The organism is Mucilaginibacter lappiensis, assembly GCF_900155965.1.
Taxonomy (GTDB): domain Bacteria; phylum Bacteroidota; class Bacteroidia; order Sphingobacteriales; family Sphingobacteriaceae; genus Mucilaginibacter; species Mucilaginibacter lappiensis.
Genome location: NZ_FTMG01000005.1, coordinates 95298 through 110458, shown reverse-complemented (window position 1 = coordinate 110458; position 15161 = coordinate 95298). Strand labels below are relative to the sequence as shown.

The following is a 15161-nucleotide window of genomic DNA, read 5'->3' as shown; positions in this document are numbered from 1 at the left end:
AGCTCACCATGAATAATTTATATTTGGGTGTAATCGTATCATTGAAAAATAGTTTTGCTGTGATTGATCATTATCCCCCTAAAATAATTTGGTTTTTGTGGTTGCAGGGAATGGAGAACGCCCCCTTTGTAGTATCTAAATGCTACCAATCGTGGGTAAAACATAATCCCGACTGGCAAATTGTTTTTTTGGATGAAACCTCAGTTAAGAGTTATTTTTCTGCAGAATATAAGCAAATAACCAAGCAGGCATTTTCAGATATCCTGAGGATCAATTTGCTTGCACAATATGGCGGCGTATGGGTTGATGCAACCTGTTTTTGTACAAAGCCTTTAGATTCCTGGTTGCCGGATTATATGCATCGGGGCTTTTTTGCATTTGAAAGACCAGGGCCCGATCGAATGATATCCAGTTGGTTTATAGCATCAGCAGCCAATAACCATATAACCGGCACTTTTAAGCAGTTAGTTTTGGATTATTGGAACCAAAACAAAGGGATGACTTTTATTGAAAATTCAAAGTGGAAGTTTTTGAATAAATGTTTGCGGTTGTTAGGTACTCAAACCTGGTTTCGGCCTTTTGTTACCAGGGTGTTACGAATACACCCCTATTTCTGGTTCCATTATTTGTTTGAGAAAAACTACCTGGAGGACAATAAGGTAAAACAACTATGGAATGATACACCTAAAATAAGTGCCGACATACCACATGGTTTGCAATTTGCCGGATTGTTTAACCCAATAACAGAGAAGGTAAAAGTGGATATTGATCATAAGGTTTCGCCATGTTATAAATTGATGTGGAATTATCGGGCGGCAGAGCTTAAAGAAGGGACAGTGATGGATTACCTGTTAAATATATCAGCTGTTTAATTTGATTACCCCGGTTCTGTACAGATCAAGGGCCTGCTTTAAAATGTTATTTATTGTTTCTACCGGCAAATCTTTATCGGCTTCAAAAAGCATGATCTTCATACGGGAACGTTTTTCAATGATGAGGCCGGGATGATCAAATCGCTGTCCTTCAACAATGCCGATGTAGGGTTGGTGGTATTTTTTGTGTACCCACAGGTAACAGAACATTTTACCCTTATAGCAAAAAAATGGCATCCCATATTTCCATTCTGCCGATATGTTTTGGTCCTGTTTCAGGATGATGTCTTTAAGTGCCAGTAAACAACCCCGGATGGGTTCGTCCTTTTGCAGATAAAAGTTATAGAGTTGCGTTAAAGTCATTACCGTTTCTTAACGAGTTTGGAGGCTATAAATGCAAACAGCCCCTGTACGAGTCCAGAAGCTATACCAATTACAACACCTATAACTGCCAGGGCCGCTTGTGGCGGGATATGGTAGGGGTTACCGTTATACATGGCCGCTTCCTGCGCGTGACCGGCTTGGTAGTTTTTATAAAAAATAGCATGCGCTGCAATAATCCATACACAATTGATCAGGCTAAGACAAAAGCCATGGGTAAAATACATTTGTGTACAGTTTTTGGCGATAATATAAGCGCAGATGATAAAAATAACCGGCCAGATAGCTCCCTCAATGTTACTCGGAATAAAAAATGCTGTCACCAGGCCCATGGCCAGACCAAATACCGAGAGTTTAAGGATGAGGTTCCAATTCATATTAGGGGTTTTAGGTTTGCCAGTATAAATCTATCTAAAACAAAAGCTCAAAACAAATAAGACCTAAAACTGGGGAAGCAGGAATGAAATGCCCAGTATTAATGCTGAGATCAATATCATAAACAATACAAATGTTTTAATATGCTTTAAAGTACGGCCTTCTTTCAATAGTAAATCCCGGAATGGTTCGGATATCAAAAGCGTAAGGGATAACAACAGCATAAAACTTAATCCCAGGTGCATACCTATGAATGGAACTTTATTGTTCTGAAATGAATGAACAAAATTGGGTAGAAACAAGAGATTCCAGATCACCACAATGGCGATGGCTGCCGGAATTTTCATGGTGAAACCACCTTTTTCCTGCATCGAGGTAATCACCGTATCATCATAATGAGGCAAAGGTACTTTATTATCTAAAAAGCCTGTTTGTTGTATTTGTTGCAGAATAGAATCAGCATTGGTGAATGATTTAAAAATAACAGTTGAATAGTATCCTTTTACTTTGTGCTTAATGCGGATGCCGTTCGAAAAAAAACTCATACCCGACTTGGTTATAGATACCACGTCCTCTGGTCTGAAATGCAGGTTTCCAAGTAAGGAGATATTGAGTTCCAGTTCATTTTTGTTAACCCGGAGTGCCGCAAAGGGCCATGTGGCATTCATCACGCCATATGTGGCACCACCGGTGAATTCAAATTCGGCTGAGGTCATTTAGTAAGTAACTATTAGGGTAAGCAGGATAAAACTATCAAAACAAATCATTAAAAAGCAGGATTTGAAAGATAATTTTATGCATGGGTTTAAACCCTTGAAGGCGCTATTCCAAAAGTCTTTTTGAAAGTGTACGAGAAGTGCGACAAATTCTCGAAACCTACATCAAGATATACTTCTGATGGTTTTTGGCCCTTTTCCCTGATGAGGTAATAGGCCTCATTCAGTCGTTTTTGCTGCAGCCATTGTCCCGGTGATATGCGGAAGACCTTTTCAAAATCGCGTTTAAAGCTGGCCAGACTTCGGCCTGTGAGCTTGGCGAATTGAGCGGCAGGTACATTAAACATGAAATTTTGATTCATGTAGGCTTCCAGATCTATCTTGTAAGGCTCAGTGAAATCAAAAAGAAAATCATAAAAATCGGGATTGAAATTCAGGAGCAGGTCAACGGCTTCTTTGGTTTTCAGCTCGGCCATGTTATCGGTGGCCCTTTCCGGATGATCAAAATAGGGCATTAAAGAATCAAAATAGCCTTTAATGAAGGGATCTGGCTGTAAGAGGTGAATGGATTCGCCGCTGTAAGGTTTGGCCGGCGCGAGTTTATGCTCGGCACTGTATCTGCGTAAAAATGCCTGATCTAAAAAAATATTGATTGATTTAAATTCTCCATCCAACCCAGGAATTTTTTCTGTTTTTACCAATTGATTCCGGCGTACAACCCCTACAGTGCCGGCGCTGAATATGCGCGTGCCTTCGTTGGTTTTCTGGTGCGTTTCGCCCGATATGATGTACCCGAAAGCGTGTTCGGGTACAAATGACTCGTTGTTGCGTTGTTTTTTATCAACGCAGGAGTACATCAGGTTGTTAAACAGTACGTGGCTTTTATTTTCCATGATCAATTTAAATATACAACTACTTTAGTTGAGCCAGTAGTATTTTATCAAATGTACGGTCGGGTAGTATTTTGCGCATGAATAATATCAGGCCAGCCATATAGCCGCCATGATAACGGGTTTTAGGCTGTTTGGCGGCTATAGCTTTTCTCACCAGGTCAACTATAACTATCGGCTCGGCATTTTTTTCGCTAATTTTCAGTACGTTATCAGAAATTTTTTTAGCTAAGGGACCATAGGGTGTATCTCCCGAAATTTTAAGCAGGTTATCCATCGCGATGCTGCCCCATTCAGATTTTACGCCGCCGGGTTCAATCACCACCACATTAATACCAAATTGTTTTACCTCATTACGCAGACTATCACTCAGGGCCTCAAGCGCAAACTTGCTGGCATGATACCACCCACCAAACCCCATAGCAAATTTGCCACCTACAGATGATATATTAATGATTGTACCAGAGCCCTGTTTACGCATATATGGTAACACCAGTTGTGTTAAATGAGCCGCGCCAAAAACATTCACTTCCATCTGATAGCGCGCATTGGCAATGGGTACGTCCTCAATGGCTCCGTATGAACCAAACCCTGCGTTATTGATCAAAACATCAATATTACCTTCGGCTTTTACTATAGTTTCAATACCGGAAATCATGGAAGCCTCATTAGTTACATCCATAGACAATATCTTCACGCCAAACTGTTTTAGGTCGGCCATTTTCTCTGTACGACGGGCCGCACCGTAAACTGTGTGGCCATCCTGTGCCAGGTGCCTGGCCATTTCTTTACCCATGCCGGCAGACGCGCCGGTTATTAATATAATCTTTTTCATTTTTTCTTTGCTCTGTTAATTACATAACAAAGGTGGGGGTAAAAGGAGGGGCGTAGGTTTGCTGTGAAGCTCAACTTTGCTTTGGTGAGAAGCTCAGAAAAATGTTTCATCCTATTATACATAAAGGATAAAGAATTACAAAAAAAGACGTTTATATTTAAATAATAGCTTTTTATAATTTCATACAAAACTACCAATCAAATAATGTTCAAAAACGGTTATACATTGATCATGAAAAGCCTGTTAATAATAATACTAATTGGGTGCTTTTGTAGAACAAGCTATGCTCAAGGTAAGTTTGGCGGACAGATATTTGAGAACAATACCAAAATACCACTTTCCGGAATTAACATAGAAAACTTAAGTTCTCATTTAAAACAAATTTCGGCTTCGGACGGCAGCTTTGCCATTGGCGCGAAGATTGGCGACCTGCTGTCTTTTTCATCGCCTTATTATCAGCCGGATACTATTTATATTACGAATTTGAGTTATTTGAAGATCTACCTTAATTTAAAGACCAAGACTCTCCAGGAAGTTAAAGTAACTTCTTCCGAACTACATACAGGGTCGTTAAAAGCTGCCCCATCAAAAGGGCCATTTAATAGTGAAACAGTATTGTACCAAACGGATGCTGCTGGTCGTCCCATAGGAGGGATCAAAATCATGATACATGATTGGAATAAAGATGAAAATAGAAGAATAAGGGAGCAGCAATTTTTGCTGGACGAGGACGAAAAAGTTCAGATCTCAAAAGTTTTCAGTCCCGAAAACATTCAAAACTATTTACCTATCAGCAATCAGGAGCTAAAAAACTTTATTACACTTTATATTCCCAGTATTAAGACCTATAATAGTAAAGGCTTTAATTTGTTAGATTATTTAACCTCCAGTTATAAGGAATTTCTCAAAATCCCGGCTGAGCAACGACAGTCGGAAGATTTTTTAAAGATCAATAAATAGTAAGAGTAGGGTCGGCTAAAAATCGCAATCGGCATGTTCTACGTCATTACCGGCTTTCAGGAAACAGGTTTTGATGGTATCCGTTATATCGGAAAGATTGAAGGGTTTGGCTATAAAAGCATCTGAACCATAATTACCCAAGGACTCCAATACGCGGGGATAGGCCGATACCATGATTACTGGGATGTTTGCCGTTTCGAGCGTGGTTTTAAGCATATGGCAAAGCTCGCCACCGTTTATTCCAAATAGTATGTAGTCCAGGATAACCATATCGGCATTGAAACTGATAGCTGCCTTGCATATGTCATCGGTAAAATTAATTCCCTGAACTTCGTAGCCCTCCATCTCGAGCGCTTCTTTCATCACGTCAAGTACATCCTCGCTATCATCAAGGATTAAGATTTTTTTAGGCATATTATTAAATTGGTATCCTCTATAACGTTGAGTTAGCAAATTTTGTTTTTAGGCCCCCAATTATTGCTGTAATAATTAGGTTACATGCTTGTTTTAAGCTGTGTGATGATAGTATCTACTGTTTTTAATACCTTATCCAGGTTAGCCGGGGTATTGGTTACCTTGGCTATCATAATACCCCCTTCAATCAGCGCGATAATAGAAAGGGCTGTTTGTGGGATATCAATATCTGTTTTAAATTCGCCGGCTGTTATGCCGCCCTCTATCAGGTCTTCAATCCTTTTCTTCCAGTTAATAACTACCTGTGCGGCTTTTTCTTTTAATACTGGATTGGTATCATCGGCATCAACAGCCGTATTCAATATGGGGCAGCCGCCTTCGGGAAAACTTACGGCGTTAAATCTGTGATAAACCTGGGCATAAACCATAAGTTTATCATGATAGGTAGACGCCTGATCAATAAAGTGTTTGATTTGCTTGCGTACTTTTGCGGAGTTGTATTCAAATACAGCTACGGCGACTTCTTCTTTGTTTTTAAAATTACCGTATATGCTACCCTTGGTAAGCCCTGTAGCCTCGGTAAGGTCCGATAACGAAGTACCCGCGTATCCTTTCTTATTAAAGATACCCGCAGTTTTTTCTACGATGAACTGGCGGGTTCTTGCAGCTTTTGATAATTCCGTTTCCATAATACAAATGTACCAATTGGTATTTTAATATTGCAATTTTGTTTAATGCCTGTAACATAATGACTTGTAAAAGCAATAAAAGCATATCAAACGATATGCTTTTACTAAAGATCATAAAGGCAAATTATGATTTGCGCGCATTCATAAAGTTTAATGCTTCAGTTGGAGATGATAGGTATAACTGGTAAAGCTGTTCGGTATTTCCTACCCTGATCTCATAATTATCGGTTTCTAAAGAAGCCAAAAATTCATCGGCAACTTGTGATGGCGGGATACCCAAGTGACCACCAATTTCGGTCGAAAATTCAGTATCAACCAATGGTGGCATCAATTCAAATACTTTAACGGTTGTATCTGTCAGGGCAACTCTTAAGGCTTGTGTATAAGAATGTAACGCTGCTTTACTGGCTGAGTATGTGGCGGTTAATTTACCGGGTACAAATGCTACTATGGATGACACATTCACAATAGCGGCCTCACTTTGGTTTTTAAGCAGAGGCAACAGCTTTTCGTTCAGCCTGATAACAGATAGGTAATTGGTATGCATTTCGGCACTTGCTTTTTCAAAGGTGTCGGTATTGTTTAACAGATCACTTATAGAAGCAGCCCCTGCATTATTGATCACTACGTTAAGATGTGGGAAATCGCTGAATAATTTGGCAACCAGGTTTTCAACATCGGCAGCGTTGGAGATATCGGCATTGATGGCCGTTACGTTTTGTAACTGGGCAGCGGCTTTTTGTAAACGCTCTGGATTGCGGCCAATAATAATTACATGATTATTTTTAGCTGATAGTTGTTTGGCTATTTCAAATCCTATGCCGGCGCTTCCACCGGTTATGAGTACAGTGTTCTGTGAAGTTTTCATTTTGTTTTAGTGTTGATGATTAATTTCAACAGGACAAAAATATACCAATCGGTATATTTATACAATAGGCAAAACTCATCCTTGTGTCATCATTGTGAAGACACCAGCTTTAAGGTAGCGGTAACAAAAATAAGGCCTGTTATATCAATAACAGGCCGGCATATGATGTATTATATAAGAAGGGGTTAGATAAGAATGAACACAGATAAACTCCTTGGGCCATGCGCACCAATTACTAATGATTGTTCAATATCGGCAGTTTTTGATGGCCCGGAGATGAATGCCCCATAACCATAATCAGCATTACCTATTTGATCATAGGCTTGCGCCATAGTAGGTACAAGGGCATCTTTACTGATCACAACAGCCAGATGCTGGCTGATGAATGGCAGCACCCGTATATTCATCTGGCTTTCGGTAAGCCATAAGGCGCCGTTTTCGGCAACACCCAGGTTTGATGATAGTATGGTCAGCTCTGCATCGGCAAAGCTGTGTGATGATTCCTGTAGTACATTACCGGCGTAGGTATACTCATCCAGTTCGGGAATGCCCGATATGATCTTTACACCGGGTTTAAATTCTTTGTGCAGGATGGTTTTTATGGCTTCCCAATCTTTTACTTCATAAACAAAGCTACCCCCTGCGCTGGCCACACTGGTGTATTGCGGTGTTAAATCATCCCCGGTTGCTGTCAGGCTGTTTAATATTTCCAGATCGGGCAGTGGGGCATGGGTAAACTGATTTTTTTTAACGGCTGTTAATATTTTTTCCCTGCTCATTGCTTTCCTTCCTTTCTTTTGTTGTACCATTCGCCAAATGATTGTTCTGGTGCTTTGGGCATTTCGCGGTGTTTGTACCATGGGTTTAAGCTATTATTTACCGCAAACGGGGCATATTTAAATACCAAACGGCCAACTTTACCGCCTGACCGGTATAAGGTGGGTGAGGATAGGGTAAAGGCCATCGCTTTCATGGCCATAGTTTTTGCTGTAGGGCTGTAACCTTCCTTTACAATAACCTGCCGCCATTTATAAAGCTGGTCGTGGATATCAATTTTAACCGGACATACGTTACTGCAGGAGCCACAAAGGGTAGAGGCAAAGGGTAGGTCGGCATACTTTTTCATGTCCAGGTTGGGCGCCAGTATCGAGCCTATAGGGCCAGCAACGGCAGTATGATAGCTATGACCGCCGCTTTTACGATATACTGGGCAGGTGTTCATACAAGCCCCGCAACGGATACATTTTAATGAATTGCGAAAATCCTCGCGACCTAATTGTATGCTTCGGCCATTATCAACAATCACAATATGGATATCTGTACCCTGTTGTGGTCTTTTGAAGTGACTGGAATAAGTGGTAATAGGCTGACCGGTAGCGCTGCGGGTCAGCAACCTTAAAAAAACACCCAAATGTTTTCTTTCCGGGATGATCTTTTCTATTCCCATCGAGGCAATATGGATTTCGGCCAAATGGGCACCCATGTCAGCATTGCCTTCGTTGGTGCATATCACAAACTCGCCGGTTTCGGCAATCGCGAAGTTAACGCCGGTAAGTGCTGCTCGGCGGGTCAAAAACACTTCACGCAAATGCTGGCGGGCGGTTTCGGTCAAGATTTTTGGATCTGATTCACCTTTGGCGGAGCCTAAATGTTCGTGAAAAATATCGCCTATCTCTTCTTTCTTTTTATGGATACAAGGCAGTACGATGTGGCTTGGCGGTTCATTGGCTAACTGAACAATGCGTTCGCCCAGGTCAGAGTCAATTACATCGATACCTTGTTCTTTGAGATATTCATTCAGATGGCACTCTTCGGTAAGCATGGATTTACTCTTGACCATGCGATTGATGCCGCGCTCCTGTAATAGGCGGTGTATGATCTGATTATGTTCTTCAGCATCGGTAGCCCAGTGTACTATAATACCATTGTTGATCGCGTTGGCTTCAAATTGTTCCAGGTATGTGCTCAGGTTTGATAATACGTTGTTCTTGATTTGTGATGCGGTTTCTCTTAACAGTTCCCACTCGGGCAGTTTATGCGCCTGGACATCGCGTTTTTGGCGTATCCACCACAAGGTTTCGTCGTGCCAGTCAACTCGTGGTTCATCCTGGTTAAAGATGCTGGCCAACTCGGCATGGCTTTTTCCTGTAACGTTACTCATGGCTGTAGTGATTTAAAATTTCGGCCACATGAATTACTTTGACATCGCTTTTTTGACGGCGTAAAATGCCTTCCATATGCATAAGGCACGAAAGATCGGCCGAGGTAATGTATTGGGCGCCATGTTCAATGTGATCATCTACACGGTCTTTCCCCATTTTGGAGGATACCGCTTCTTCGGCAACACAAAATGTTCCGCCAAAGCCACAGCAATCATCCTGCCGGGTTAAGGGTACCAGTTCCAATCCCTGTACCATATCCAATAATTGCGCTGGTTTGCTGAAAGCAGGAGCAACCAGCTCGCTCATTTGCGATATCCGCAGACCGCGCAATCCGTGGCAGCTTTGGTGTAAGCCTACTTTATACGGGAAGTTAGCTTTTAACTGCGTCACCTTTAATACATCAACTAAAAACTCGGTAAGCTCATAAACCCGTTTGCGGATATCAACAGCTTGTTCTTCTTTTTCTGGTGAATGTAAATGTTCTTTGATATGCAGGGTACAGCTACCCGAGGGGCATACGATATAATCATAGCCCGAAAAATTATCAATAAACAAATTATTGCAGCCGGTAGTAAGGTGTTCGTAGCCAGAATTGGCCATGGGTTGCCCGCAACAGGTTTGATTTTTAGGATAGTGTACATCAACGCCAAGTTTCTCCAGCAGTTCCAGCGTGGCAATAGCTGCCTTGGGGTAAAACTGGTCGACATAGCAGGGTACAAATAAAGCTACCTTCATTTTATAGTGTTTACTTTAATTGGTTAAAGCAATGTTAGCGGTTATAAATTGTAAAACTGTCATCAGGTATCTGCAAGTATTACAGTAACAGCATAAACAATTACAGCTAAGCAACGAAATTACGTTTATAGCACGCAACTGTTATCAGCTTTTTTTGCAAATGATTAATGGTAATTAGCGTTATTGGGGCATTGTTATTAATGCTTTCGCTCTCATGGTTGTTCTGCTGAACCAGTAAACAATTAAATAACGTAATGGCCCAATGACCTAATCCGTAATATAAGGGAGCTTGATGTTCTTATAGGTGGGTTTCTGCAATTGTACTTTCAGCTTTTTAAAACTTTCTGTAGGGCCCTGGGTAATAAACATATTGAGTAACCAGGCAGGTACGTTACCACCCGCATCTAAGTGCAGGGTATATTCAATTTTTACGTGGCTGCTGTCTATCGGTGTAATTATCCATTTACCTACTGAGTGCTCAATACGCACTATGCCATCTTTACGTGCTATCATATCTGCCAGACATGGAGCATCAACGGTAACCACTTTGGTTTTAGGATCCTGGGTAACTTTGATATGGGCAATAAAATCGCGGTTGTGTAAAGGCCAGGGTATGGATACTTCGGAATAGTAATATAATTCTGAGGGTGATACCTGTTTGATCATATTAACAGACTTGGTATGATAAACCCAATCAATACTGCCTTTGATATCCAGTAATACAGCAACCAATTGGGCGGCCGAAGCATTAAACTCACATTCAACTTTAATAGCCTTTACCTTTGAATCTGGTACATGCCTGGTATAAACTTTAACACCCTCTTTATTAGTACTTAAAGCCCAGGGTTCATCGGCATGGGTGATGTTGATCAACGAAAATGCAAGCAGGACTAATAAAGTGACTTTTTTGTACATGATATAGAGCCGATATAATGTAACAAAAGTATATACAAAACAAGCCGGTTGGTGAACCGGCTTGTCAGCAAAAGGTCATTTGATGTTAAGCGAATGTAAATATGAAATATCTATGTCAATTAAAGTGTTGATTATTTCACTTCAAAAATATAGCTTCCGGCGGCTGTCTGGTAAGGGCCGGAACCCGTGATCAGCTTGCCACCCAGGTAAGTTTTGCCGGCCGGTAAAGTAATGGTCGCGGTTGAGTTGGCTGGTATAGTAACCCTGTAAGTTATGCCATGATCGTTACGTTGCCACGAGGATATTATTTTGCCGTAAGGGCCATCATGTGTGGCCATAAATTCATTAAGTCCGGCCACAAAATGGGGTTGTAGCAGGATGTTTTTAAAGCCAGGATGATCCGGATCTGTATGGATACCTGCTATGCCTTTATATAACCAGGCGCCAATCTCGCCAAACATAATATGGTTGAGGGATATATCTGATTTAGCATCGATCTTCCAGTTTTCATACAGGGTAGTGGCCCCGTTCACCATCCACCATCCCCAGGAAGGGAAAGTTTCCTGTGATGCTATTTTGTAAGCCACATCCGAATAACCATTATCGCTCAAGGCACTTAAAATGGCTTTGGCGCCCAGGATTCCCACATCCAGATGGTAATTATCGGCAGCTACACGCTGCGCCAGGTTGGCGGCCACTTTGCTTTTCAGATTTTGCGGTACTACATCCCAGTAAAGCGGTACACTCAGTTCGGTTTGTAATCCCTTGCCATATATACCGGTTTGGGTATTCAGGTATTTAATATTGATGGCATTTTTGATCTTATTGGCCAGTGCCGAATATTTTACAAAATCGGCTTGTTTGCCCAATATTTTGGCGGCTTTAGCCAGGATGCTGGCATCGGTATAATAATACACTGAAGATGTCAACTCAACCGGAGACACGGATTTTACCGGCACCCAGTCGCCCAAACCCCAGGTAGTTAACCCGCTTGGATAAAGCTCATCAATGTGATTTACATACTTTTCGATGCTGGTATAGCTATCCGCCAGTAGTTTGCTATCGCCATAAAACAAATAAATATTCCAGGGTATAATGGCTATGGTGCTTGTCCAGTCGGGGCCATTACCCCACTCGTAACCCCAGCCATCGGTTGGGATAATGGATGGGAGAACACCATTGGGTTGCTGTTCGTCGCGATGATCGGCCAGCCATTTCTCGTAAATGGTGATGGCGTCAAAATTATATAAACCAGTTTCGCTGGCTATGTGAGCATCACCTGTCCATCCGTTTTTTTCACGCTGCGGGCAATCGGTAGGGTAGCCAAACAGGTTACTGAGGTAGGAGTTATTCGTAGCACTCCAGATCTGGTTGATGGTTTTGTTTGATGAGTTTATGGTGCCGATTGGGGCTACATCGCTATGCATAAAATAAGCTTTCAGGCTTTCTTTGTTTAGCTCTACTGGTTTGCTGCTGCTAACTTCTACATATTGAAAGCCTTTGTAGTTAAATTTAGGCATAAAGACTTCTTCGCCTTTGCCGTTCAAAATAAAGATGTCAGTTTGAAAGGGGTCTTTATCATCAGTAGGGCGATAGTGCAGGTCGATGTTGGATTGATCCACATGCCCATTTTTGTTCAGCCGCTCGGCATGTTTTAAACGGATCACGGTACCTGAATCACCTTTGACGGTGATCTTGCTTACGCCGGATATATTTCGCCCAATATCAAACACCCACAGGTTATTGTCAATTTTGGTTACGCTTTTGGCAGCTATCTCTTCTACATTACGAATAGGCTGCAGACTCTGCGCAACAATGTTTTGTGAGGGAGCCGAACGGTTAATGACCTGTTTCCAGGCAGTATCTATAAAACTAGGCGTATTCCAGCCCGGTTGTTCTTTGCGGGCATCATAATGTTCGGCAGTGTAAATGCTGTTAAAAACTACCGGGCTTAACGAGGTCTTCCATTGGGTGTTGGAGGTTATGGTTTCTACAGAACCATCAGTATAAGTAATCCGCAGATCCATACAGAACGTTGGCCGACCACGCCACGGTGCCTGGTGAAAATACCACACGGCTGTACTCTGGTGGTTATACCAGCCGTTGCCCAGCAAAACCCCAATGGCGTTTTTGCCGCTTTGCAGTTGTGCGGTAACATCGTAGGCTACATACAAGGTGCGCCTGTCAAACCGGGTATACATCGGGTCGAGACGATGATTACCTATCTTTTGTCCGTTGATATACAATTCATAAAGACCCGCTACGGCGATATAAGCCCTGGCAGAACGGATCTGCCGGGCTACTTTAAAGGTATGCCGAAAGTAGGGTGCAGGGTTTACCGCGATGCCTTTATTATCACTTATCCAGGAACCTTTCCAATTGCGCATATCCATCATCCCGGTTTCAAAACTGGCTATGGCTGATGACGTAAGTTTTTTACCGGCCTGATCCCACAGCAGTACGCGCCAGTAGTATTTGGTAAATGGTTGCAGAGGTTTGCCTTGATAGCTAACCAAATTTACTGAAGACACAACTTTAGTGGTTTGCCAGCTATCGCTTTTACCGTTAATTACACCAACAGAATCGGTACCAACAATAAGCTGATAAGCAGTTTGTGCCGCCCCATGCCTTTCATCCATAAGTAACCAGCTTAATCGTGGATGTTTGGCATCAATACCAATAGGATTAACGAGGTGTTCGCATTGTAAACCGGTTGCTTTGCCTGGTGTATCGGCGAAGCCTGTAATAACAAAAAAATTAAATAGCAAAGCCATGTAAAGCCTGCGCTCACATAAAAGTAGTTTCATATAATGCAATAAAGCGGTTTATAAAGGTAAGCAAGATAATTTAAGGGCTTACAGCAATGTTAAACCGATATTTCTGCTTACGCAACCCTCACTGTCCTGAGGCGTGGGTAGGTGTAACAGGAGTAGTCCAAACTATAATAACCGCGTCTGTTTTTTGCTATATCAAAGCCAGGAGCGACTCTGTTTTGGCATTTTTTAGGCCATAGCCAGCCGTAAGGCTGTCGCCAAAAAAGGAATATGATGCATGACAGTGTAACAGCTATTTTAAAACCTGTTGTTATCCCTGAAGTTTTGGGTGCGGACAGCTATTTGCTCTAAGGTAAGCTCTCCGTATTTTTTAGCACGATCCATCCACTCAGGCCCGTTCTCGGTAAGGTCGTCAATGATCGATTTACCATTCGGCCCCTTTTTGGTCACATAGTTTATGCCGTAAGCAACCGCTGCACCAACGACAAGAAATTTTAGTAAGCCCATAATTTTGTTTTTTTATTGTTTGTATGACAATGATGATGCCAGTTTGTTACGTACCCGGGTTAAGTGAAAATCAAGGTTAACACATTATATCAGGAATATGTATTTAGTATATTGATTATCAATAAATTAAGTCGATGTTAACCATGAAATATGTAAACCATGTAAACCCACTTTGTATATACTAACGGCAAACAAATGATTTTCTGTTTGTCTCCTGATTCCTGATTCTAATATCTTGACTCTAAATTTTAATTACTTTTACGGCAAAAGTATACCGGTATATGTTTTTTATCCTGTCAAAAATATTGGCGTTCTTGCTTTTTCCGCTGTCGTATGTATTTGTTTTACTGCTGGTGGCGGCTTTTGCGAAAAATGCAAAACGTAAACGCAAATACCTTTTATGGGGTATCGGGGTGCTTTATTTTTTTTCTAATTCATTCCTGATCAACCGGCTGGCTCATGCCTGGGACATAGCGCCCGTTGAGTTGGGGAAAGACAAAACATATAGCGCAGCCATTGTGCTTGGGGGCTTTGCGTCAGACGATAGTGAAGGTCGTGGTATGTTCGGTCCTGCGGCAGACAGGTTTATACAAGGGGTTCTTTTGCAAAAGACCGGCCGGGTGAAATACATTTTAATTTCGGGGGGTAATGGCAATTTAAATCCATCCGCTTTCCGGGAAGGGGCCTGGGCCAGATACCAGCTAAAGGCCGCACAGGTACCCGATAGTTGTATCCTGATAGAAGATCAGTCGCGCAACACTTTGGAAAACGCATCTTTAACAAAAAGCTTGCTTCAAAAGCACGGACAGCGAGGCCCGTATTTATTGGTAACCTCTGCTTTTCATATGCGTCGCTCGGTACGGATCTTTAAAAAAATGGGTGTTGATGTAATGCCATACCCCTGTAATTATATGGCCGGAACCGGCGACTTTAGCTTAAGTGAGTTTGTACCCAGTGCCGATTCACTAAACAAATGGAGCTTTTATATCAAAGAAATAATTGGCCTTGCCGTTAACTATATCTCAGGACGCGGTTAATACGCTATAATGTTCGGAGCTTAAAATTTAT

General features: G+C 41.8%; 17 protein-coding genes. 3 read left to right on the top strand and 14 right to left on the bottom strand.

Going from position 1 to position 15161, the window contains the following annotated elements; genetic code table 11:
* The first annotated feature begins 8 nt into the window (after positions 1–8).
* Positions 9–872 (top strand): capsular polysaccharide synthesis protein, encoded by an 864-nt coding sequence (locus tag BW976_RS11685; RefSeq protein WP_076373479.1) that lies wholly within the window; start codon positions 9–11, stop codon positions 870–872.
* Here BW976_RS11685 and BW976_RS11680 read toward each other — a convergent pair.
* The 5 genes from BW976_RS11680 to BW976_RS11660 form a co-directional block, all read right to left on the bottom strand.
* Entirely contained in the window at positions 861–1235 is a 375-nt protein-coding gene (locus BW976_RS11680; protein WP_076373478.1) for a DUF1801 domain-containing protein, read from the bottom strand. The two genes, BW976_RS11685 and BW976_RS11680, sit on opposite strands and share 12 nt — an antisense overlap.
* Positions 1235–1630: a hypothetical protein gene (locus tag BW976_RS11675; RefSeq protein WP_076373477.1), complete on the bottom strand. Its 396-nt coding sequence runs from the start codon at positions 1628–1630 to the stop codon at positions 1235–1237. Before BW976_RS11675 ends, BW976_RS11680 begins: the two co-directional genes overlap by 1 nt.
* A gap of 63 nt (positions 1631–1693) precedes the next feature.
* Entirely contained in the window at positions 1694–2344 is a 651-nt protein-coding gene (locus BW976_RS11670; RefSeq protein WP_076373476.1) for a hypothetical protein, read from the bottom strand.
* An 89-nt stretch (positions 2345–2433) separates the two neighbouring features.
* Positions 2434–3237 (bottom strand): helix-turn-helix domain-containing protein, encoded by an 804-nt coding sequence (locus tag BW976_RS11665; RefSeq protein ID WP_076373475.1) that lies wholly within the window; start codon positions 3235–3237, stop codon positions 2434–2436.
* 19 nt (positions 3238–3256) lie between these two features.
* A complete protein-coding gene (locus BW976_RS11660) occupies positions 3257–4069 on the bottom strand; it encodes an oxidoreductase (RefSeq protein ID WP_076373474.1) in 813 nt (270 codons plus the stop codon).
* Positions 4070–4300: 231 nt separating this feature from the next.
* Here BW976_RS11660 and BW976_RS11655 point away from each other — a divergent pair, with 231 nt between their 5' ends.
* Positions 4301–5029, top strand: a complete 729-nt coding sequence (locus BW976_RS11655; protein WP_139332282.1) for a hypothetical protein — start codon at positions 4301–4303, stop codon at positions 5027–5029.
* Positions 5030–5044: 15 nt separating this feature from the next.
* On the opposite strand, the gene BW976_RS11650 is transcribed toward BW976_RS11655, so the two are convergent.
* The 9 genes from BW976_RS11650 to BW976_RS11610 form a co-directional block, all read right to left on the bottom strand.
* Positions 5045–5443: a response regulator gene (locus BW976_RS11650; protein WP_076373472.1), complete on the bottom strand. Its 399-nt coding sequence runs from the start codon at positions 5441–5443 to the stop codon at positions 5045–5047.
* An 80-nt stretch (positions 5444–5523) separates the two neighbouring features.
* Positions 5524–6132 (bottom strand): TetR/AcrR family transcriptional regulator, encoded by a 609-nt coding sequence (locus tag BW976_RS11645; RefSeq protein WP_076373471.1) that lies wholly within the window; start codon positions 6130–6132, stop codon positions 5524–5526.
* 124 nt (positions 6133–6256) lie between these two features.
* The gene (locus BW976_RS11640; RefSeq protein ID WP_076373470.1) at positions 6257–7000 is read right to left on the bottom strand and encodes an SDR family oxidoreductase; all 744 of its coding nucleotides are present in this window, start codon (positions 6998–7000) and stop codon (positions 6257–6259) included.
* 185 nt (positions 7001–7185) lie between these two features.
* Entirely contained in the window at positions 7186–7779 is a 594-nt protein-coding gene (locus BW976_RS11635) for a LutC/YkgG family protein (protein ID WP_076373469.1), read from the bottom strand.
* Positions 7776–9161, bottom strand: a complete 1386-nt coding sequence (locus BW976_RS11630; RefSeq protein WP_076373468.1) for a lactate utilization protein B — start codon at positions 9159–9161, stop codon at positions 7776–7778. The genes BW976_RS11635 and BW976_RS11630 overlap by 4 nt, the downstream gene beginning before the upstream one ends.
* Positions 9154–9897, bottom strand: coding sequence for a (Fe-S)-binding protein (locus BW976_RS11625; RefSeq protein WP_076373467.1), 744 nt, complete (start codon positions 9895–9897; stop codon positions 9154–9156). The genes BW976_RS11630 and BW976_RS11625 overlap by 8 nt, the downstream gene beginning before the upstream one ends.
* A gap of 267 nt (positions 9898–10164) precedes the next feature.
* Positions 10165–10812: an START domain-containing protein gene (locus tag BW976_RS11620; protein ID WP_076373466.1), complete on the bottom strand. Its 648-nt coding sequence runs from the start codon at positions 10810–10812 to the stop codon at positions 10165–10167.
* 131 nt (positions 10813–10943) lie between these two features.
* Positions 10944–13619 carry an alpha-L-rhamnosidase gene (locus BW976_RS11615; protein ID WP_084192166.1) on the bottom strand — a complete coding sequence of 892 codons (2676 nt, stop codon included), beginning with the start codon at positions 13617–13619 and terminating at the stop codon, positions 10944–10946.
* Between the two features lie 264 nt (positions 13620–13883).
* The gene (locus BW976_RS11610; RefSeq protein WP_076373465.1) at positions 13884–14093 is read right to left on the bottom strand and encodes a hypothetical protein; all 210 of its coding nucleotides are present in this window, start codon (positions 14091–14093) and stop codon (positions 13884–13886) included.
* Between the two features lie 281 nt (positions 14094–14374).
* On the opposite strand from BW976_RS11610, the gene BW976_RS11605 reads away from it, so the two are divergent.
* On the top strand, positions 14375–15130 hold the full coding sequence (locus BW976_RS11605; protein ID WP_076373464.1) for a YdcF family protein: 756 nt from the start codon (positions 14375–14377) through the stop codon (positions 15128–15130).
* The last annotated feature ends 31 nt before the right edge of the window (positions 15131–15161 follow it).